General features: G+C 66.9%; 18 protein-coding genes. 2 read left to right on the top strand and 16 right to left on the bottom strand.

Annotated elements, in window-relative coordinates; all coding sequences use genetic code 11:
• Positions 1-35: 35 nt before the first annotated feature.
• Both ftsH and QTH87_RS12020 read right to left on the bottom strand, forming a co-directional pair.
• Positions 36-1,952 (bottom strand): ATP-dependent zinc metalloprotease FtsH, encoded by a 1,917-nt coding sequence (gene ftsH, locus QTH87_RS12025; RefSeq protein ID WP_286609219.1) that lies wholly within the window; start codon positions 1,950-1,952, stop codon positions 36-38.
• Between the two features lie 151 nt (positions 1,953-2,103).
• On the bottom strand, positions 2,104-2,772 hold the full coding sequence (locus QTH87_RS12020; protein WP_286609218.1) for an RlmE family RNA methyltransferase: 669 nt from the start codon (positions 2,770-2,772) through the stop codon (positions 2,104-2,106).
• Between the two features lie 20 nt (positions 2,773-2,792).
• Between QTH87_RS12020 and QTH87_RS12015 the strand changes: the two genes are divergently transcribed.
• Both QTH87_RS12015 and QTH87_RS12010 read left to right on the top strand, forming a co-directional pair.
• Complete coding sequence (locus QTH87_RS12015) at positions 2,793-3,272, top strand: YhbY family RNA-binding protein (protein WP_286609216.1); 480 nt, start codon at positions 2,793-2,795, stop codon at positions 3,270-3,272.
• 17 nt (positions 3,273-3,289) lie between these two features.
• Positions 3,290-4,039 (top strand): glycosyltransferase, encoded by a 750-nt coding sequence (locus QTH87_RS12010; RefSeq protein ID WP_286610371.1) that lies wholly within the window; start codon positions 3,290-3,292, stop codon positions 4,037-4,039.
• Between the two features lie 29 nt (positions 4,040-4,068).
• Here QTH87_RS12010 and QTH87_RS12005 read toward each other — a convergent pair whose 3' ends face one another.
• The 14 genes from QTH87_RS12005 to rseP form a co-directional block, all read right to left on the bottom strand.
• Entirely contained in the window at positions 4,069-4,473 is a 405-nt protein-coding gene (locus QTH87_RS12005) for a DUF4149 domain-containing protein (RefSeq protein WP_286609214.1), read from the bottom strand.
• Positions 4,474-4,487: 14 nt separating this feature from the next.
• On the bottom strand, positions 4,488-4,964 hold the full coding sequence (gene greA, locus QTH87_RS12000; protein WP_286609213.1) for a transcription elongation factor GreA: 477 nt from the start codon (positions 4,962-4,964) through the stop codon (positions 4,488-4,490).
• 64 nt (positions 4,965-5,028) lie between these two features.
• Positions 5,029-5,898 (bottom strand): Kdo hydroxylase KdoO, encoded by an 870-nt coding sequence (gene kdoO, locus QTH87_RS11995; RefSeq protein WP_286609211.1) that lies wholly within the window; start codon positions 5,896-5,898, stop codon positions 5,029-5,031.
• 10 nt (positions 5,899-5,908) lie between these two features.
• Complete coding sequence (gene carB / locus QTH87_RS11990) at positions 5,909-9,136, bottom strand: carbamoyl-phosphate synthase large subunit (protein WP_286609209.1); 3,228 nt, start codon at positions 9,134-9,136, stop codon at positions 5,909-5,911.
• The gene (gene carA / locus QTH87_RS11985; RefSeq protein WP_286609207.1) at positions 9,129-10,313 is read right to left on the bottom strand and encodes a glutamine-hydrolyzing carbamoyl-phosphate synthase small subunit; all 1,185 of its coding nucleotides are present in this window, start codon (positions 10,311-10,313) and stop codon (positions 9,129-9,131) included. Before carA ends, carB begins: the two co-directional genes overlap by 8 nt.
• Before the next feature lie 136 nt (positions 10,314-10,449).
• Positions 10,450-11,229, bottom strand: a complete 780-nt coding sequence (locus QTH87_RS11980) for a TrmH family RNA methyltransferase (protein WP_286609205.1) — start codon at positions 11,227-11,229, stop codon at positions 10,450-10,452.
• A 55-nt stretch (positions 11,230-11,284) separates the two neighbouring features.
• Complete coding sequence (gene rnhB / locus QTH87_RS11975; protein WP_286609203.1) at positions 11,285-12,022, bottom strand: ribonuclease HII; 738 nt, start codon at positions 12,020-12,022, stop codon at positions 11,285-11,287.
• On the bottom strand, positions 11,994-13,151 hold the full coding sequence (gene lpxB / locus QTH87_RS11970; protein WP_286609201.1) for a lipid-A-disaccharide synthase: 1,158 nt from the start codon (positions 13,149-13,151) through the stop codon (positions 11,994-11,996). Before lpxB ends, rnhB begins: the two co-directional genes overlap by 29 nt.
• Positions 13,152-13,154: 3 nt before the next feature.
• The gene (gene lpxA, locus QTH87_RS11965) at positions 13,155-13,943 is read right to left on the bottom strand and encodes an acyl-ACP--UDP-N-acetylglucosamine O-acyltransferase (RefSeq protein WP_286609199.1); all 789 of its coding nucleotides are present in this window, start codon (positions 13,941-13,943) and stop codon (positions 13,155-13,157) included.
• A 22-nt stretch (positions 13,944-13,965) separates the two neighbouring features.
• Positions 13,966-14,412, bottom strand: coding sequence for a 3-hydroxyacyl-ACP dehydratase FabZ (gene fabZ / locus QTH87_RS11960; RefSeq protein ID WP_286609197.1), 447 nt, complete (start codon positions 14,410-14,412; stop codon positions 13,966-13,968).
• Positions 14,409-15,392, bottom strand: a complete 984-nt coding sequence (gene lpxD / locus QTH87_RS11955; protein WP_286609195.1) for a UDP-3-O-(3-hydroxymyristoyl)glucosamine N-acyltransferase — start codon at positions 15,390-15,392, stop codon at positions 14,409-14,411. Before lpxD ends, fabZ begins: the two co-directional genes overlap by 4 nt.
• 14 nt (positions 15,393-15,406) lie before the next feature.
• Positions 15,407-15,973, bottom strand: a complete 567-nt coding sequence (locus tag QTH87_RS11950; protein ID WP_286609193.1) for an OmpH/Skp family outer membrane protein — start codon at positions 15,971-15,973, stop codon at positions 15,407-15,409.
• Positions 15,973-18,390 carry an outer membrane protein assembly factor BamA gene (gene bamA, locus QTH87_RS11945; protein ID WP_286609191.1) on the bottom strand — a complete coding sequence of 806 codons (2,418 nt, stop codon included), beginning with the start codon at positions 18,388-18,390 and terminating at the stop codon, positions 15,973-15,975. The genes QTH87_RS11950 and bamA overlap by 1 nt, the downstream gene beginning before the upstream one ends.
• 40 nt (positions 18,391-18,430) lie before the next feature.
• Entirely contained in the window at positions 18,431-19,801 is a 1,371-nt protein-coding gene (gene rseP, locus QTH87_RS11940; RefSeq protein ID WP_286609190.1) for an RIP metalloprotease RseP, read from the bottom strand.
• Positions 19,802-19,809 lie beyond the last annotated feature (8 nt).

The following is a 19,809-nucleotide window of genomic DNA, read 5'->3' as shown; positions in this document are numbered from 1 at the left end:
GGCCCGAGGCCCCGTCATTCGCAAGCGCAGCATGCTCAGGCTGCCGTCGGTGCCGGGTCGGGATTGACCGCCGGCGTGCCACCGGTACCACCGCTGCCCGAAGGCGGGACGCGCGGCGTCCAGTCCTTCGGCGGACGCGGTGCGCGGCCGGCCATGATGTCGTCGAGCTGCTCGGAATCGATGGTTTCCCACTCGAGCAGCGCCTTGGCCATGGCGTGCATCTTGTCGCTGTTTTCCTCGATCAGGCGGCGCGCCAGCGCGTACTGGTCGTCGATGATGCGGCGCACCTCGGCATCGACCTTCTGCATGGTCGATTCGCTCATGTTGGTGGTCTTGGTGACCGAGCGGCCCAGGAACACCTCGCCCTCGTTTTCGGCGTAGACCATCGGGCCCAGCGACTCGGTCATGCCGTAGCGCATCACCATGTCGCGCGCGATCTGCGTGGCGCGCTCGAAGTCGTTGCTGGCGCCGGTGGTCATCTGGTGCATGAACACCTCTTCGGCGATACGGCCGCCGAACAGCATGCTGATCTGGTTCAGCATGTATTCGCGGTCGTAGCTGTAGCGATCCTGCGAGGGCAGGCTCATGGTCACGCCGAGTGCGCGGCCGCGCGGAATGATCGTGACCTTGTGGACCGGGTCGCACTTGGGAAGCAGCTTGCCGATCAGGGCGTGGCCCGACTCGTGGTAGGCCGTGTTGCGGCGCTCTTCCTCGGGCATGACCATGCTCTTGCGCTCGGGGCCCATGAAGATCTTGTCCTTGGCCTTCTCGAAATCCTGCATCTCGACCACGCGGGCATTGCGGCGGGCGGCCATCAACGCGGCCTCGTTGCAGAGGTTGGCGAGGTCGGCGCCGGACATGCCCGGCGTGCCGCGCGCAATGATGCTCGCGTTCACGTCCTGGCCCAGCGGCACCTTGCGCATGTGGACGTTGAGGATCTGCTCGCGGCCACGGATGTCGGGCAGCGTGACGTAGACCTGGCGGTCGAAGCGGCCCGGGCGCAGCAGGGCGGCGTCGAGGATGTCGGGGCGGTTGGTCGCAGCGACCACGATCACGCCGAGGTTGGTCTCGAAGCCGTCCATCTCGACCAGCATCTGGTTGAGCGTCTGCTCGCGCTCGTCGTTGCCGCCGCCGAGGCCGGCGCCGCGCTGGCGGCCGACCGCGTCGATTTCGTCGATGAAGATGATGCAAGGCGCGTTCTTCTTGGCGTTCTCGAACATGTCGCGCACGCGGGCTGCGCCCACGCCGACGAACATCTCGACGAAGTCGGAACCCGAGATCGAGAAGAACGGCACCTTGGCCTCGCCCGCGATGCTCTTGGCAAGCAGCGTCTTGCCGGTGCCGGGAGGGCCGACCAGCAGCAGGCCGCGCGGAATGCGGCCGCCGAGCTTCTGGAAGCGCGCCGGGTCCTTGAGGAAGTCGACCACTTCCTTGACTTCTTCCTTGGCCTCGTCGCAGCCAGCGACGTCGGCGAAGGTGACCTGGTTGGTGTTCTCGTCGAGCATGCGTGCCTTGCTCTTGCCGAAGCTGAACGCACCGCCCTTGCCTCCGCCCTGCATCTGGCGCATGAAGTAGACCCAGACACCGATCAGCAGCAGCATCGGGCCCCAGCTGACCAGCAGGGTCATGAGCAGCGAGCCTTCCTCGCGCGGCTTGACGTCGAACTTGACGTTGTTGGCGATCAGGTCGCCGACCAGGCCGCGGTCGAGGTAGGTGGCGGTGGTGCGGATCTTCCGGTCGTCATTGGTGATCGCGACGATCTCGCTGCCGCCCTGTCCTTCCTGGATGGTGGCGCTCTTGATGCGATTGGCACGCACTTCCTCGAGGAAGTCGCTGTAGCCGATATTGCCGGCGCCGGCGCCGCCACGGGTGTCGAACTGCTTGAACACAGTGAACAACACCATCGCAATGACGAGCCAGACGGCTACTTTGGAAAACCACTGATTGTTCAAACGAAACTCCAGTCGGGGGCGCGCACGAATAAGGGGAACAGGAAAAGGCGCACTCTGGGCGGCAATTGGCGTCTATTTTAGGCTTTTCAACCTGCGAAAAGCCGTGAATTCCCTGGAGCCGCCATGGAGGACGCGCGGTTTTTGACAAGTATCAATTGGTATCAGGGTTCTTGAGCCCGATGCCGACCATGAAAGTCTCCGACGACTTGTCGCGCGAGGCCTTGGGTTTCAGGGGCTTCACGACACGGAAGTTGTCCTTGAAAAGCCGGGTCAGCTCGGCGTAGCCGCTGCCGTGGAACAGCTTGGCGACCAGCGCGCCCTCGGGCTTCATGTGCTGGCGCGCGAAATCGATCGCCAGTTCGATCAGGTGGGCGATCCGGGCCGTGTCGGCCGAGGCGATGCCCGACAGGTTGGGCGCCATGTCCGACACCACGACGTCGGCCCGCCGGCCATCCATGGCCGCGGTGAGCCGCGCCAGCACCTCGTCCTCGCGGAAATCGCCCTGCAGGAAGGTCACGCCCTCGATCGGTTCCATCGGCAGGATGTCGAGCGCGATGATGGTGCCGGCCAGCTCGCCGGAAGCCGCGCCGGCAGGCGACATGCGGCGCCGCACGTACTGGCTCCAGGCGCCCGGCGTGGAGCCCAGGTCGACCACCAGCTGGCCCGGACGGATCAATCCCAGGGTCTCGTCGATTTCCTTGAGCTTGTAGGCCGCGCGGGCGCGGTAGCCCTCGCGATTGGCCAGTTTGACGTAGGGATCGTTGAGGTGATCGTGCAGCCAGGCCTTGCTCAGCTTCTTGGCTTTTGGTTTGGGATTCATTGACACTCGATAATACGGGCATGTCCGCCATACAACTCACCCCCGCGCAGCGCAAGGTGCACCGCTCCGAAGCGCACCATCTGGATCCGATCGTCATGGTCGGCGGCGACGGGCTGACCCCTGCCGTCCTCAAGGAAGCCGATGCCGCGCTCAAGGCCCACGGCCTGATCAAGGTGCGCGTCTTCTCCGACGACCGCGCGGCGCGCGAAGCCATGCTCAAGACGATGGCCGACGAACTGGACGCCGCGCCGATCCAGCACATCGGCAAGCTGCTCGTGCTGTGGCGCCCGATTCCCGAGAAGGAACGCACGATCGACGAGGACCGCATGCCGGGCCCGCGCGACGTCAAGGTCGTCAAGTACAGCAAGCGATTCGGCCAGCGCCCCGAGATCAAGACCCTGCGCGTGCTGGGTAACCAGCGGCTCACGCCGGGGGGCACCATCAAGCGTGCCAAGGCCAAGCGCCCGCTGTCGGCCAAGAAGCGCAACCAGGCCGACTGAGGATGCCGGTCGAGCCGATGGCAGCGCGCGAGCGGCACATCCTGTGCATGAAATGGGGCACCAAGTACGGCCCCGAATATGTCAACCGCCTCTATGCGATGGTGCGCCGGCACCTCAAGGGCGACTTCAACTTCGTCTGCCTCACCGACGATGCCAAGGGCATCCGCAAGGAAGTGCAGTGCCTGCCGATCCCGCCGCTCGACCTCGAGCTGAAGCCGGGGCAGCCCGATCGGGCCTGGAAGAAGCTCACCACCTTCGAGGCTGACCTGCACGGCCTGCGCGGCACGGCGCTGTTCGTCGATCTCGACGTGGTGGTGGTCGGCAGCCTCGACGCCTTCTTCGAGCAGCCGGGCGAGTTCCTGATCATCCATGACTACGAGCGCCCGTGGCGGCGCCGCAAGATCACCGGCAACTCGTCGGTCTACCGCTTCGAGCTCGGCGCTCATCCGGACGTGCTCGCGCATTTCCGCCAGAACATGGATGCGGTGCAGGCCGAATTCCGCAACGAGCAGGCCTATCTCTCGGATTTCATGTATCGCCAGGGCAAGCTGGGCTACTGGCCCGAGGCCTGGTGCCCGAGCTTCAAGTACCACGGCATCCCGGACTGGCCGACCAACTACTGGCGCGAGCCCTTCGTGCCCGAAGGCGCGCGGATCATGATCTTCCACGGCGAATGCAATCCGCCCGATGCGCTCGCCGGCAGGCGCAACCGCGCCTTCCGCTTCATCCGCCCGGCGCGCTGGATCACCAAGTACTGGAAGACTTAGCTCGCCCCCCAGATCGGCTCACTGCCGGGTCAATGCATGCGCCACAGCAACACCCCGGCGCAGATCCACTGCGCCAGGTACATGCCGCTGCCGACCGTGTGCCAGAGCCTGAGGTTCTCGCGCGCCAGGATGTGCGGAGCGACCGCATATTGCTGAAGCAGGGCCAGCAGCAAAGCGATCACGATCAGCGAGATCGCCTTGCGCGCCGGTGCCGACACGCTTTCGCCTCCGCCCTGGGCGCGGAAGTGCACCAGCAGCACCAGCCCGCAGCCCAGCGCGATCCAGGTCTGGGCGGCGAACAGCTGGCCCGCGAAGTTGCCCGCCACCGCCGGGTTGCCGAGCCGTGCGAACAGCATCGGCACCACCAGGAAGCCGATGGTCGTGAGGCTGCCCCACCAGAGGGCGGCCAGCAGCAGCGCGATGCGATCCTTCATGCGGCCGGCGGGCTTCAGAGGTAGCTGACGCCGACGATCTCGTAGCGCTTGATGCCGCCGGGCGCCTGCACCTCGGCGGTATCGCCCTCCTCCTTGCCGATCAGCGCGCGCGCGATCGGGCTCGAGACGTTGATCAGGCCGAGCTTGAGGTCGGCCTCGTCCTCGCCCACGATCTGGTACTTGACGGCCTCGCCGGTCTTTTCTTCCTCGAGTTCGACGGTCGAGCCGAACACCACCTTGCCTCCCGCGTCGAGCGTGCTCGGGTCGATGATCTGGGCGGCCGAGAGCTTGCCCTCGATGTCCTGGATGCGCCCCTCGATGAAGCCCTGACGGTCCTTGGCGACCTCGTACTCGGCGTTCTCGCTCAGGTCGCCCTGCGCGCGCGCCTCGGCGATCGCGTTGATGACCCAGGGACGGTCGACGGTCTTCAGACGCTGCAGTTCTTCGCGCAGCTTCTGCGCACCCAGCTTGGTGATCGGGATGGTTGCCATTTTCGTTGCTCCAGAAAGCGAAACCGCCGAACGCTGCCGTTCGGCGGTCGAAGGGAGAAAAAAGTCAGACGAGCTTGCGTCCGGTCAGCCGGCTCAGGATCGCGAGCGGGCTGGAATCGGGATTGTATTGCCTCGCGGCAGGCAGATGGAGGGTCTGCTCGAGCATGTACTGGCCCGACATCACGGCATGCGAGGTCTGGTCGGAGAAGCAGACCCAGACCGATCCCGCCGGGAACGGCACGGTCTCCTGGTCGCTCTTCTGCTGGTATTCGAGATCGGCCTTCATGCCGTCGTGCAGTTGCAGCATCAGGTGGTCGTACTCGCTGCGCAGCGACTTGGTCACGCGCAGCGCGCGCAGGACCGAGGCCTGCCATGCCGAATAGGGCCGGGCGCGCGGCAGGAAGCGCTTCGCGACGGCCTCGAAGGGCTCGCCGACGCGCCAGACGCGCGGCGCGCCTTCGGGATTGGCATTGGTGAAGACGCGCAGGATGCGCTCGCCGTAGTTCGGCCGTGACGGAAAGGCATCGACGTGCAGCCGCCGGTCGTCAGCGCGCCACGACTGCACGCGGGTCTCGACCTTGGCCGGCCGGTAGCTGGTCGGCGCCATCCGCAGCGCCGGCACGTAATGCGGCAGCAGCCCGTGGATAAGGCCCTGGGCCTGCGAGCGGAAGCGGCCGATCATGCCCGCCACCGCCTGCTGCCGCGCCTCGTCGCCGGCCACGCCCTTGAGGCGCCCGTTGGCGTCGAGGCTGATGTTGCGAACCTTGGGCGCCAGAACCTCGGGCGTCAGCAGGGCGCGCTCGGCGGGCAGCAGGTCGAAGCCCAGGCGCGGAAAGTACAGCACCTTGCCGGCCTCGAGCGCCGCGATCCAGGCCTCGTTGGGCCTGGCCGCCGTCCAGTCGTCGAGGTCGAGTTCGACCAGCTGCGTTTCCATGGTGCCGATCTCAGGCCGCGGCCAGCTGGGCGTGCATCTCCTGGATCGAGATGACGTCGAGTTCGTCCATGTAGCGCATGCCTTCCACCGCGGCTTCGGCGCCGAAGATGGTGGTGATCGTGGTCACGCGCGCGAGCAGCGCCGAGGTGCGGATCTGGCGCGAGTCGGCGATCGCGTTGCGGCGTTCCTCGACCGTGTTGATGACCAGGGCGATCTCGTTGTTCTTGATCATGTCGACGATGTGCGGCCGGCCTTCGGTGACCTTGTTGACCACCCCGCAGGCGATGCCGGCGCCGGTGATGGCGGCGGCGGTGCCCTTGGTCGCGATCAGCTCGAAGCCGAGCTTCGCAAGGCCGCGGGCGACCTCGACCGCGCGCGCCTTGTCGTTGTTCTTGACCGAGATGAAGACCCGGCCCGACTTCGGCAGGATGGTGCCGGCACCGATCTGCGACTTCACGAAGGCCTCGCCGAAGGTCTTGCCCACGCCCATCACTTCGCCGGTGGACTTCATCTCGGGGCCGAGGATGGTGTCGACGCCGGGGAACTTCACGAACGGGAACACCGCTTCCTTGACGCTGAAGTACGGTGGCGTGACCTCCCTGGTCATGCCTTGCGACTTCAGCGACTGGCCGGCCATGCAGCGGGCCGCGACCTTGGCGAGCTGGATGCCGGTGGCCTTGCTCACGTAGGGCACGGTGCGCGACGCACGCGGATTGACCTCCAGCACGTAGATGACGTCCTTGCCGTCCTTCTCCTGGATCGCGAACTGAACGTTCATGAGGCCGACCACGTTGAGGGCCTTGGCCATGGCGGCGCTCTGGCGCTTGAGCTCGGCGACCGTCTCGGCCTTGAGGCTGTAGGGCGGCAGCGAGCAGGCCGAGTCGCCCGAGTGCACGCCGGCCTGTTCGATGTGCTCCATCACGCCGCCGATCAGGGTAGTGCCCTCGGCATCGCGCAGGCAGTCGACGTCGCATTCGACCGCGTCGTTGAGGAAGCGGTCCAGCAGCACCGGCGAATCGTTGCTCACCTTGACCGCCTCGCGCATGTAGCGCTCGAGGTCGCGCTGCTCATGGACGATCTCCATGGCGCGGCCGCCGAGCACGTAGCTCGGACGCACCACCAGCGGGTAGCCGAGGGCGGCGGCCTTCTCGAGCGCCTCCGGTTCGGTGCGCGCCGTGGCATTGGGCGGCTGGCGCAGGCCGAGATCATGCAGCAGCTTCTGGAAGCGCTCGCGGTCCTCGGCCGCATCGATCATGTCGGGGCTGGTGCCGATGATCGGCACGCCGTTGGCCTCGAGATCGAGCGCAAGCTTGAGCGGGGTCTGGCCGCCGTACTGCACGATCACGCCGACCGGCTTCTCCTTGTCGACGATCTCGAGCACGTCCTCGAGCGTGAGCGGCTCGAAGTAGAGGCGGTCGCTGGTGTCGTAGTCGGTCGACACGGTCTCGGGATTGCAGTTGACCATGATGGTCTCGTAGCCGTCCTCGCGCATTGCCAGGGCGGCATGCACGCAGCAGTAGTCGAACTCGATGCCCTGGCCGATGCGGTTCGGGCCGCCGCCGAGCACCATGATCTTCTTGTTGGTGGTGGGCGCCGCTTCGCACTCGTCCTCGTAGGTCGAGTACATGTAGGCGGTATTGGTCGCGAACTCGGCCGCGCAGGTGTCGACCCGCTTGTAGACCGGGCGCACGCCGAGCGCACGGCGCTTCTCGCGGATCGCGGTGTCGGTGGTCTTGAGCTGGCGCGCGAGGCGGCGGTCGCTGAAGCCCTTCTTCTTGAGGGCGAGCAGGGTGTCCTTGTCGATCTCCTCGAGCGACTTGGTCTCGAGTTCGAGCTCGATCTTCACGATCTCCTCGATCTGCACCAGGAACCAGGGGTCGATCTTGGTCAGCGCGAACACCTCGTCGACGCTGAGCCCCATCGCGAAGGCGTCGCCCACGTACCAGATGCGGTCGGGACCGGGCTCGCCGAGTTCCTTCTCGAGCACTTCGCGGTCCTGGGTCTTCTCGTTGAGGCCGTCGACGCCGACCTCGAGGCCGCGCAGCGCCTTCTGGAACGATTCCTGGAAGGTGCGGCCCATGGCCATCACCTCGCCCACCGACTTCATCTGGGTCGTGAGGCGCGAGTCGGCCTGCGGGAACTTCTCGAACGCGAAGCGCGGGATCTTCGTGACCACGTAGTCGATCGACGGCTCGAACGAGGCCGGCGTGGCGCCACCCGTGATCTCGTTGCGCAGTTCGTCGAGCGTGTAGCCGACAGCCAGCTTGGCCGCGACCTTGGCGATCGGGAAGCCGGTGGCCTTCGACGCCAGCGCCGAGGAGCGCGAAACGCGCGGGTTCATCTCGATCACGACCATGCGGCCGTCCTTCGGATTGATCGAGAACTGCACGTTCGAGCCGCCGGTGTCGACGCCGATCTCGCGCAGCACGGCCAGCGAGGCGTTGCGCAGGATCTGGTATTCCTTGTCGGAGAGCGTCTGCGCCGGCGCCACGGTGATCGAGTCGCCGGTGTGCACGCCCATCGGGTCGAGGTTCTCGATCGAGCAGACGATGATGCAGTTGTCGGCCTTGTCGCGCACGACCTCCATCTCGTATTCCTTCCAGCCGAGCAGCGATTCCTCGATCAGCAGCTCGTTGGTCGGCGAGGCTTCCAGGCCGCGCTTGCAGATGATCTCGAACTCTTCCGGGTTGTAGGCGATGCCGCCACCGGTGCCGCCGAGCGTGAAGCTCGGGCGGATCACCGTCGGGAAACCGACCGACTTCTGCACCGCCCAGGCCTCGTCCATCGAATGCGCGATGCCCGAGCGCGCCGAGCCCAGGCCGATCTTGGTCATGGCGTCCTTGAACTTCAGGCGGTCCTCGGCCTTGTCGATGGCCTCGGGCGTGGCGCCGATCAGTTCGACCTTGTACTTGTCGAGCACGCCGTTGCGCCACAGGTCGAGCGCGCAGTTGAGCGCGGTCTGGCCGCCCATGGTCGGCAGGATCGCGTCCGGGCGTTCCTTGGCGATGATCTTCTCGACCGTCTGCCAGGTGATCGGCTCGATGTAGATGACGTCGGCCGTGGCCGGGTCCGTCATGATCGTGGCCGGATTGCTGTTGATCAGGATGACCTTGTAGCCTTCCTCGCGCAGCGCCTTGCAGGCCTGCACGCCCGAGTAGTCGAACTCGCAGGCCTGGCCGATGATGATCGGGCCGGCGCCGATGATGAGGATGCTCTTGAGATCTGTGCGCTTAGGCATTCTTCTGTCCTTCTTTGTGACCTTGCATGAGTGCCGTGAAGCGATCGAACAAATAGCCGATGTCGTGCGGGCCTGGCGAGGCTTCGGGGTGGCCCTGGAAGCAGAACGCCGGCTTGTCGGTGCGGGCCAGCCCCTGCAGCGTGTTGTCGAACAGGCTGATGTGCGTGGGCCGCAGGTTGGCGGGCAGCGTCTTCTCGTCGACCGCGAAGCCGTGGTTCTGGCTCGTGATGCTCACGCGGCCGTTGTCGAGGTCCTTGACCGGATGGTTGGCGCCGTGGTGGCCGAACTTCATCTTGAAGGTCTTCGCGCCAGAGGCCAGCGCCATGATCTGGTGGCCCAGGCAGATGCCGAAGGTCGGGATGCCGGTCTCGATCAGTTCGCGCACCGCGGCGATCGCGTAGTCGCAGGGTTCCGGGTCGCCGGGCCCGTTGGCCAGGAAGATGCCGTCCGGACGCAGCTTCAGCACGTCGGCCGCCGGTGTCTGCGCGGGCACCACGGTGATGCGCGCGCCGCGCTGGGCGATCATGCGCAGGATGTTCTTCTTGACGCCGTAGTCGAAGGCGACGACGTGGAACTTGGGCGTGATCTGCACGCCGTAGCCGGCGCCGAGCTTCCACTCGGTCTGCGTCCACTCGTAGGTTTCCTTGACCGACACGACCTTCGCCAGGTCGAGCCCGGCCATCGACGGCGCGCCCTTGGCCGCAGCCACGGCCTTGTCGATCAGCGCCTGGCTGACCTGCTCGCCCTCGGCCAGGCCGAGGATGCAGCCGTTCTGTGCGCCGTGGGTGCGCAGGTGTCGGGTCAGCTTGCGGGTGTCGATGTCGGCGATGGCAACCGTCTTGCCGCGCACCAGGTACTCGTTGAGCGTGGCGGTCTTGCGGAAGTTGGACGCCACCAGAGGCAGGTCCTTGATGATCAGGCCGGCGGCGTGGATCTTGTCGGCTTCGATGTCCTCGTCGTTGACGCCGTAGTTGCCGATGTGCGGATACGTGAGGGTCACGATCTGCTGGCAATAGCTCGGGTCGGTCAGGATTTCCTGGTAACCGGTCATCGAGGTGTTGAACACCACTTCGCCGGTCGTGGCGCCGGTGGCGCCGATCGAGTTGCCGAGAAAGACCGTGCCGTCTGCAAGCGCCAGGATGGCGGGCGGGAATTTTCCCTTGAGAGACAAAAGCACTGGGTTCTCCGGAAGGATGACGCCCAAAGCGAACCCAAGAAAAGACTTTGGGCTGCGACCTTCGTCGAGGAATTGGCTTGCGTGCGCTGAGGGCGGGGTGTGAGCGGGAAAGCCCCCGATTATAGCCTTGCCGGCATCAGGAATCTGCCCCGGCGGCGCTTGCATGCAAGCAGATCGCAGCCGCCGCAGCCACGTTCAGCGATTCCTCGCCGCCCGGCTGCGCGATGCGCACATGGTGGGCGGCCCGCGCCTCCAGCGCGGCCGAGACGCCCTGCCCTTCATGGCCCATGAGCCAGGCGCAGGGAAACGGCAGCCGCGTGCGATGCAGCAGGTCGCCCCGGTGCGAGCTCGTCGCGATCCAGGGCACGGCCAGCGCATCGAGCGCGTCGGCCTCCACCCCTTCGATCAGTTTCAGGCCGAAGTGCGCGCCCATGCCGGCCCGCAGCACCTTCGGCGCCCACAGCGCGGCCGTGCCCTTGAGCGCCACCACCTGACGGAAGCCGAAGGCGCCCGCGCTCCGGAGGATGGAGCCGACGTTGCCGGCATCCTGCAGGCGGTCGAGCACCACGGTGGGCGCGTCGGGTGCGACCTGGGGTCGCGCCGGCAGGTCCAGCAGGAACCCCATCGGTGCCGGCGATTCGAGGCCGCTGATGCCCGCCAGCAGCGCATCGGCGACGACGACGGTCTTGTCGGCCGCGTCCGCCCATTCATGGCGCGCCGTCGCCCACAGCGATTCGGCGAACACCGCCACCGCGGGCCGCACGCCACGGTCGCGCGCGGCGCGGCAGAGGTGGTCGCCCTCGAGCCAGATGCGGCCGTTCCTGCGGTAGCCGCCTGGATCGTGCGCGAGCTTGCGCAGTTCCTTGAGCAACGGGTTGTCGCGCGAACTGACGTGGCTCGGCTCGGCGACGCTCATGGCGTCCCTCCGCGAAGCAATACGCCGGTGTTCGCCTTCGGAGCAGCCGGGCCGCTCACGGGGCGCTCCCGCCAATCGCGGTCGCGGTGGTCACCGCGATCGACGTGCCTTCCCATGCCTGGATCACCATCGATGCGCCGCCGATGGCGACATCCGGCGCGGGCGGACTCACGGTACGCGCCAGCGCCGCCGCCACCGGGCTGAAGGAGCGCCGGTGGTGCACGCAGGCGCCATGGCGCTGCAGGGCCTCGAGGTGCTCGGGCGTGCCATAGCCCTTGTGGGCCGCGAAGCCGTAGTGCGGGAACTCGGCGTGCAGGTCCTCGCAGAGGCGGTCGCGATGCACCTTGGCGAGGATCGAGGCGGCCGAGATGGCCTTCACGCGCGCGTCGCCCTTGACGATCGCCTCGGCCAGCACGCTGAGCGTGGGCAGGCGATTGCCGTCGACCAGCACCTTGGCGGGCGTGAGCCGCAGGCCCTCGACCGCGCGCCGCATGGCGATCATGGTCGCCTGCAGGATGTTGTGGGTGTCGATCTCCTCGACGCTGGCCTGCGCCACCGAGCAGCACAGTGCCTTCGCGAGGATCTGGTCGTTGAGACGGCTGCGTTGCAGGGCCGTGAGCGTCTTGGAGTCGGCCAGGCCGCGTATCGGCCGCCGGTCGTCGAGGATCACCGCCGCAGCCACCACGGGCCCGGCCAGCGGGCCGCGGCCGGCCTCGTCGACGCCGGCCGTGAGACCCGGGCCGTCCCAGACCAGGGTGGCCTGCTCAGCCTGCAAGAACTTTCTGGATCGCATCGGCGCACAGTGTCGGGGTATCACGCAGCAATTCGGCGTGCATGGCGGAAAAACGTTGTTGCAAGGCGTGAACCTTGTCCGGTTCGGACAGCCAGGCCAGCGTGGCCTCGGCCAGGGCCTGTGGCGTGGCGGCGTCCTGCAGGATCTCGGGCACCACGAACTCGCGGCTCAGGATGTTGGGCAGCCCGACCCACGGCTGCAATTGCTTGCGCTGCATCACGAGCCGCCAGGTCAATGTGTTGACGCGATAGGAGATCACCATCGGCCGCTTGAACAGCGCTGCCTCCAGGGTCGCGGTGCCGCTCGCGATCAGCGTGACGTCGCAGGCGGCGAGCGCGGCATGCGACTGGCGGTCGAGCAACTGCACGCGTCCTGCCATCGCGCTGGCCTGCAACTGCTGCTCGAGTTCGGCGCGCAGGTTCGGCAGCGCCGGGCAGACGAAGCGCAGGCCCGGTCGCGCCTTCAGCATCAGGGCCGCGGCCGCCAGAAACAGCGGCATCAGCTGCCGCACTTCCGAGCGCCGGCTGCCGGGCAGGATCGCGACCACCTCGGCTTCGTCGTCCAGGCCGAGCGCGGCCCGCGCTGCGGCGCGGTCGGGTGTCATCGGGATCACCTTGGCCAGCGGATGACCGACGAAGCTGGCGTCGATGCCGTGCTTGGCGAGCAGCTCCGGCTCGAACGGGAAGATGCACAGGACGTGGTCGGCGGCGGCGCGCAGCTTCACCACCCGCTCCGGACGCCAGGCCCAGATCGAGGGACAGACGAAATGCGCGGTGCGGATGCCGCGTTCCCGCAGGCCGGCCTCGAGGTCGAGGTTGAAGTCGGGCGCGTCGACGCCGATGAAGATGTCGGGCGGCTCGCGCAGCAGCCGGCCCTTCAGCTGGCGCCGGATGCCGGCGATCTCGGCATAGTGGCGAAGCACCTCGACGTAGCCGCTGACCGCGAGCTTTTCCTGCGGCCACCAGGTCTGGAATCCGCGCGCGAGCATCTGGGGGCCGCCGATGCCGACCGCCTCGACGCCGGGCCAGCGCGACTGCAGCCCGTCGAGCATCAGGCCGGCCAGCAGGTCGCCCGATGCTTCGCCGGCGACCATCGCGAAGCGCCTCGCTGCCGCGGAATCCGGCGCCATGGGCTAGCGTGCGATGCCTGCGGCCGAACTGCCGAGGAAGGCGTCCATGAGCGCCGCATCGGCGGCGGCCTCGGGCGTCTCGTCGGCCAGTGTGGCGATGGCGGTGCGGGCCTCGTCGAGCGTGCGGCCCTGTCGGTAGATCAGCTTGTGCATCTCGCGGATCGCGGCGATCCGCGCGTTCGAGAAGTCGCGCCGGCGCAGGCCGACCAGGTTGACGCCGCGCACCGCGAGCGGGTTGCCGTCCACCACCATGAAGGGCGGGACGTCCTTGCCGACGTGGCTCGCGAAGCCGATCATCGCGTGCGCACCGATGCGCATGCGCTGCAGCACGCCCGTGAGCCCGCCGATGGTGGCCCAGTCGCCGACCACGACATGGCCCGCGAGGGTCGCGTTGTTGGCCATCGTGATCTGGCTGCCGAGCTGGCAGTCGTGCGCGATGTGCACGTAGGCCATGATCCAGTTGTCGTCGCCGATGCGCGTCACGCCCCCATCCTGCACGGTGCCGAGGTTGAAGGTGCAGAACTCGCGGATCGTGTTGCGGTCGCCGATCACGAGCTCGGTCGGCTCGCCCGCGTATTTCTTGTCCTGCGGGTCGGCGCCGAGCGATGCGAACTGGAACACGTGGTTGTCGCGGCCGAGCGTCGTGCGGCCTTCGATCACGCAGTGCGCGCCGACGCGGGTGCCGGCACCGATGCGCACCTGGGCGCCGATGACGGCAAAGGGCCCCACCGTCACGGTGGGATCGAGTTCGGCCCGGGGATCGACGATCGCCGTCGAATGGATCAGGGTCATGCGCAAACCGGAACCGGCACGGTCAGTTGATCTGGCGCATCGCGCACATCAGCGTGGCCTCGCAGGCCAGCTCGGTGCCCACGAGCGCGCGGCCCTTGAACTTCGAGATGCCGGCCTTCATGCGTTCGATCTCGACCTCGAGCGTGAGCTGGTCGCCGGGCTCGACCGGCCGCTTGAAGCGCGCGCCGTCAATGGCCGCGAAGTAGTAGACCGTGTTGTCGTCGGGAACGATGTCGAGCGAGTGGAAGGACAGCAGTGCAGCCGCCTGCGCCATCGCCTCGAGCATGAGCACGCCGGGCATCACCGGCCGGTGCGGGAAGTGGCCGTTGAAGAAGGGCTCGTTCATCGTCACGTTCTTGAGCGCCGTGATGCGCTTGCCCTTCTCCATCGAGAGCACGCGGTCCACCAGCAGGAACGGGTAGCGGTGGGGAAGCAGCTTGAGGATTTGGTGGATGTCGAGCGTCGTCATGATGTTCTTTCCTGCGTCATTTTCTCGAGCGCCTTGAGGCGATCGCGCAGGCCGTGCAGTTGCTTGAGCGTGGCAGCGTTTTTCTCCCACGCGGCATTGTCGTCGATGGGAAAGACGCCCGTGTACTGGCCCGGCTTGAGGATGGAGCGCGTCACGAGCGACATGGAAGAGATGTGGACATGGTCCGCGATCGTGAGGTGGCCGAGCACGCCGGCGCGGCCGCCGAACGTGCAATGGGCTCCGATCACGGCGCTGCCGGCCACCGCGGCGCAGCCCGCCATGGCCGTGTGGCGGCCGATGCGCACGTTGTGGCCGATCTGGATCAGGTTGTCGAGCTTGACGCCGTCCTCGATGACGGTGTCCTCGAGCGCCCCGCGATCGATGCAGGTGTTGGAGCCGATCTCGACGTCATTGCCGATCCGCACCGCGCCGAGCTGCTCGATCTTGACCCAGGCGCCTTCGTGCGGCGCCAGCCCGAAGCCGTCGGCGCCGATCACGACGCCCGGATGCAGCAGGCAGCGCTCTCCGATGACGCAGTCCTCGCTGATCGTGACGCCGGACTTGAGCACCGTGTCGGCACCGATGCGCACGCCGCGCTCGATCACGCACAGCGCGCCGATGCGCACGCTGGGATCGATGGTTGCATCGGGGTCGATCACCGCGCTCGGATGGATGCGCTGCGCCTGCGGCCTGGCATGGGCCTTCTTCCAGAGCTGGGTCAGGCGTGCGAAGTAGAGGTAGGGGTCGGCGGTCTCGATGAAGGCGCCGCGCTCGGCGGCTGCCTCGCGCATCGCCGGTGCGACGATCACGCAGCCCGCGGCCGAGGCGGCGAGTTCCTTGCGGTACTTGGGATGGCTCAGGAAGGCGATCGCGTCGGAGCCAGCCGTGGCCAACGGGGCCAGCCGTTCGATCGACAGTTCGGGATCGCCCCGGAGTTCGCCTCCCAGGGCCTCGACGATGGCGCCTAGCCGCAATGCCACGCGGTGTCGCGGCGCTACTTGCCGCCCGCCGGGGAAGCGGCCGAGGAGCCCGAGGGGGCCGACCCGTTGACCGACGCGTTGAGAGCCTTGATCACCTTCTCGGTGATGTCGTGCTTCGGATTGATGTAGATCGCTTCCTGCAGGATGGCGTCGTACTTCTCGGCCTCGGCGACCTGCTTGACCACGCGGTTGGCACGCTCGTAGACCTGCTGCAGTTCTTCGTTCTTGCGCGCGTTCAGGTCTTCCTGGAATTCACGCCGGCGACGCTGGAAGTCGCGGTCCTGGTCGACCAGGGCGCGCTGGCGCGTCACGCGCTGGGACTCCGACAGGGTCGCAGCCTCGCGCTCGAACTGCTCGGAGGCCGCCTTCAGCGCCGTGCCCTGCGTCGTCAAATCCTTTTCGCGCTTGAGGAACTCGGCCTCCAGCTTGGCCTGGGCGGCTTTCGCCGGTTGCGCTTCGCGCAGCACCCGGTCCGGATTGACGAAACCGATGCGGAACGTTTCCTGCGCATGGACGGGCATGCCCGCAGCCATGACCAGGGGAACGAGCAGCGCACCGGCAGCGCGAAGCAAAGGAGTCATTAGAAGGTGGTTCCGATCTGGAATTGCAGGCGTTGGATTCTATCCTCCGGGATCGGCGCCAGCGGATTGGTGAGGTCTTCCTTCTGGTACACCACGGGGAAGGCATAGGCGATCCGCAGCGGGCCCAGCGGCGAGATCCAGCTGATGCCGATGCCGATCGAGGCGCGCACCTTGTTGATGGCATCCCATTGGGCCTGCGTCGACCAGGCGGTGCGGTCGCCGAACACGTTGCCGACGTCGAAGAAGGTGTAGAGCCGCAGCGTGCGGTCGTTGCCTGCGCCGGGGAACGGCGTGCTCAGTTCGGCGTTGAAGATCGCGCGCTTGGTGCCGCCGATGGCCGCGCCTTGGGTCTGGCCGATCAGCGGGATGTCCTGCGGGCCGAGCGAGTTCTGCTCGAAGCCGCGGATCGAGCCCAGGCCGCCGGCGTAGAAGTTCTTGAAGATCGGGTAGACGTCGCCGCCGTAGGCCTTGGCATAGCCGAGTTCGCCGTTGATCGCAAAGGTGTACTGCTTGTTCAGCGCGAAGTACTGCTGGTACTGGTAGCTGGTCTTGTAGTACTTCATGTCCCCGCCGACGCCGACCTCGAGGTTGGCGCGCTGCAGCACGCCAGTGGTCGGGACCAGCGCGCTGTCGCGGTCGTCGCGGGCCCAGCCGATGGTCATGGGAATGCCCCAGACCGAATCCTTGGCGCAGGTGAAGAAGATGCCCGACGGCCCGGTGACGCAACCGAAGTAGCCGAGGTAGGAGTTCGGCACCAGGCCGTAGACCGCGGTGCCCGGATCGAAGCGGTAGCGCTCGAGGCCGGCACCGAAGAACACCGTGTCGCGTTCGCTGAACGGCACGCCGAAGCGGATGTTGGCACCTTCGTTGGTGAGCTTGTAGTCGCCGTTGATGCTGCTGTAGTAGGGCTGCGTCGTCGTCGTGTAGAGGCTGAAGCTGCGCGAGATCCCTTCCTTCGTGAAGTAGGGATCGGTGGTGACCAGGGACAGCGTGCGGTTGTACTTGCTGGTGTTGATCTGCACGCCCAGGTAGTTGCCGGAGCCGAAGACGTTCTCCTGCGAGATCCCGAAGGTCAGGCTCACCTTCTCGGCGCTCGAGAAGCCGGCACCCAGCTGCAAAGAACCCGTCGGCTTCTCGGTGACGTTGATGACCACGTCGACCTGGTCGGGCGTGCCGGTCACTTCCTGAGTGTCGACCGTGACTTCGGTGAAGAAGCCCAGGCGGTCGACGCGGTCGCGCGAGAGCTTGATCTTGTCGCCGTCGTACCAGGAGGCCTCGTACTGGCGGAACTCGCGCCGGATCACTTCGTCGCGCGTGCGGTTGTTGCCGCCGACGATGACGCGGCGCACGTAGACACGGCGCTCGGGCTCGGCATTGATCGTGAGCGCGACGCGGTTGGTGGTGCGGTCGATCTCGGGCGTCGCCTGCACGCGCGCGAAGGCGTAGCCGAAGGAGCCGAAGTAGTCGGAGAAGGCCTTGGTGGTCTGCGTCACCTGCTCGGCGTTGTAGGGCTCGCCGGGCTTGATCGTCACGAGGGTCTTGAATTCTTCTTCGCGACCCAGGTAGTTGCCGTTGAGCTTCACCCCGGAGACGACGAACTTGTCGCCTTCCGAGATATTGACCGTCACCGTCAGGTCCTGACGGTCGGGCGAGATCGCGACCTGCGTCGAGTCGATGCGGAACTCGAGGTAGCCACGCGTGAGGTAGTAGGAGCGCAGCGTCTCGAGGTCGGCGTTGAGCTTGGCGCGCGAGTACTGGTTGGACTTGGTGTACCAGCTGAGCCAGCCGCCCGAGTCCTGGTCGAACAGGCTCAGCAGGGTCGATTCGCTGAAATCCTTGTTGCCGGCGATGTGCACTTCACGGATGCGCGCGGGCTCGCCTTCGGTCACGGTGAAGGTCAGGTTGACGCGGTTGCGCTCGATCGGCGTGACCGTGGTCACGACCTGCGCGTTGTAGAGGCTGCGGCTCACGTACTGGCGCTTGAGCTCCTGCTCGGCGCGGTCGGTCAGGGCCTTGTCGTAGGGCCGGCCATCGGCCAGGCCGACTTCGCGCAGCGCCTTCTGCAGGTTGGCCTTGTCGAATTCCTTGGTGCCGACGAAGTCGACGTCGGCGATGGTCGGACGTTCCTCGACGATCACCACCAGCACATTGCCGTTGACGTCGATGCGAACGTCCTTGAACAGGCCCAGATCGAACAGCGCCCGGATCGCCGCCGAGCCACGCTCGTCGGTGTAGGTCTCGCCGACACGCAGCGGGATCGACGCGAAGATCGTGCCCGGCTCGACGCGTTGCAGGCCTTCGACCCGGATGTCGCGAACGGTGAAGGGCTCGACCGCCCAGGCTGCCGTGGCCGCCAACGCGCTGGCCACCACCGCGGCAACGCTACGCAGGCGAAAGCGACTGAATGTTGTGTTCATCTGTGAAATGGGCCAGGACCGGAAGGGGCTGGCAGAAAAGTTAACCAAAGAGCCGCGTGACGTCGTTGAAGAGCGCGATGGACATCATGACCAGGAGCAGCGCGACGCCGCCGCGCTGAAACCGTTCCATCCAGGCGTCGGAGACGCTCTTGCCGGTCAGGCCCTCCCAAAGATAATACATCAGGTGCCCCCCATCGAGGACCGGCAGCGGCATCAGGTTGAGCACCCCGAGACTCACGCTGATGAGCGCCAGGAACACCATGTACTGGGTCAGGCCGAGGCTGGCCGACTTGCCGGCATAGTCGGCGATCGTGAGCGGGCCGCTGAGGTTCTTGAGCGAGGCTTCGCCGATCACCATCTTGCCCATCATTCGCACGGTCAGGGCCGAGACCTCCCAGGTCCGGACCACGCCGTGCCAGATGCCGTCGAAGACACCCTGGCGCACGAGCACCATCTGGGGCGGCGCGCCGACATACGCGCCGATGCGCCCGATGCGGGCAGCACCCTCCTCGCGCACCTCGGGCGTGACCTCGATGGTCACTGGCTGCCCGGCACGCTCGATCTGCCAGGACTGGGTGCGCGGCTGCGTTCCATCGACCGACGCCCGGATGACCTCGCGCAACTGCTGGCCGTCGACGATGGCGGTGGGGCCGACCGCGCGCACCAGATCGCCGTTGCGCAGGCCCGCGCGCTCGGCCGCGCTGCCCGCCATGACCTCGCCGATCTCGGGCCGTGTCATCGGCGTCATCACGCCGATCTTCCGGAACAGCTGCGCGTCGGCGTCCTTGGCCTCGATGCGGCTGAGCGGCAGGATCAGTTCGCGCGTCGGCCTTGCGCCCTCGCCCGCGATCTCCAGCGTGAGGTCGCGGCCGTCGAGCGCGCCGCGGGTCATCCGCCAACGCAGGTCCTCGAAGGACTGCACCGGTTCGAGCTGGCCGTCGAAGCCGGCCCGCGTGACATGTTCGCCGCCCTGCAGCCCCGCGCGCTCGGCCAGCGAGGCCGCCACCGGACGCGCCAGCGTCGCGGCGGGCTCCTGCACGCCGATCCAGTTGACCAGGGTGTAGAGCAGCACCGCCAGCAGCAGGTTGGCGATCGGGCCCGCGGCCACGATCGCGGCGCGCGAGCGCAACGGCTGGGTGTTGAAGGCGCGATGGCGTTCCTCGGCGGGGACCGGGGCCTCACGCTCGTCGAGCATCTTCACGTAGCCGCCGAGCGGAAAGGCGGCGATCACGAACTCGGTGTTCTGGCCCGGATGCTGGCGCTTGGGACTCCAGCGATAGAGCGTCTTGCCGAAGCCGATGGAGAAGCGGATCACCTTGACGCCGCAGGCGACGGCCACCCGGTAGTGGCCGTACTCGTGCACCGCGATCAGCAGGCCGAGCGCGACGATGAAGGCAACGACTGTGAGCATCGGGATCC

This window comes from Variovorax jilinensis, from assembly GCF_030316885.1.
GTDB classification, from domain to species: Bacteria; Pseudomonadota; Gammaproteobacteria; order Burkholderiales; family Burkholderiaceae_C; genus Variovorax; species Variovorax jilinensis.
The sequence above is the reverse complement of the archived record's forward strand: the minus strand, read 5'-3'. Positions and strand labels throughout refer to the sequence as shown.

What these genes read in the sequence shown, in the direction of transcription:
- fabZ (WP_286609197.1), bottom strand. Translation starts at nt 14,412, where the DNA reads ATGACGACGCTCGACATCCACCAAATCCTCAAGCTGCTTCCCCACCGC.
- rnhB (WP_286609203.1), bottom strand. Translation starts at nt 12,022, where the DNA reads ATGCGATCCAGAAAGTTCTTGCAGGCTGAGCAGGCCACCCTGGTCTGG.
- bamA (WP_286609191.1), bottom strand. Translation starts at nt 18,390, where the DNA reads ATGAACACAACATTCAGTCGCTTTCGCCTGCGTAGCGTTGCCGCGGTG.
- carB (WP_286609209.1), bottom strand. Translation starts at nt 9,136, where the DNA reads ATGCCTAAGCGCACAGATCTCAAGAGCATCCTCATCATCGGCGCCGGC.
- lpxA (WP_286609199.1), bottom strand. Translation starts at nt 13,943, where the DNA reads ATGACCCTGATCCATTCGACGGCGATCGTCGATCCCCGGGCCGAACTC.
- lpxB (WP_286609201.1), bottom strand. Translation starts at nt 13,151, where the DNA reads ATGGCGCCGGATTCCGCGGCAGCGAGGCGCTTCGCGATGGTCGCCGGC.
- QTH87_RS12015 (WP_286609216.1), top strand. Translation starts at nt 2,793, where the DNA reads ATGTCCGCCATACAACTCACCCCCGCGCAGCGCAAGGTGCACCGCTCC.
- QTH87_RS12005 (WP_286609214.1), bottom strand. Translation starts at nt 4,473, where the DNA reads ATGAAGGATCGCATCGCGCTGCTGCTGGCCGCCCTCTGGTGGGGCAGC.
- QTH87_RS11980 (WP_286609205.1), bottom strand. Translation starts at nt 11,229, where the DNA reads ATGAGCGTCGCCGAGCCGAGCCACGTCAGTTCGCGCGACAACCCGTTG.
- greA (WP_286609213.1), bottom strand. Translation starts at nt 4,964, where the DNA reads ATGGCAACCATCCCGATCACCAAGCTGGGTGCGCAGAAGCTGCGCGAA.
- QTH87_RS11950 (WP_286609193.1), bottom strand. Translation starts at nt 15,973, where the DNA reads ATGACTCCTTTGCTTCGCGCTGCCGGTGCGCTGCTCGTTCCCCTGGTC.
- QTH87_RS12010 (WP_286610371.1), top strand. Translation starts at nt 3,290, where the DNA reads ATGGCAGCGCGCGAGCGGCACATCCTGTGCATGAAATGGGGCACCAAG.
- kdoO (WP_286609211.1), bottom strand. Translation starts at nt 5,898, where the DNA reads ATGGAAACGCAGCTGGTCGAACTCGACCTCGACGACTGGACGGCGGCC.
- rseP (WP_286609190.1), bottom strand. Translation starts at nt 19,801, where the DNA reads ATGCTCACAGTCGTTGCCTTCATCGTCGCGCTCGGCCTGCTGATCGCG.
- QTH87_RS12020 (WP_286609218.1), bottom strand. Translation starts at nt 2,772, where the DNA reads ATGAATCCCAAACCAAAAGCCAAGAAGCTGAGCAAGGCCTGGCTGCAC.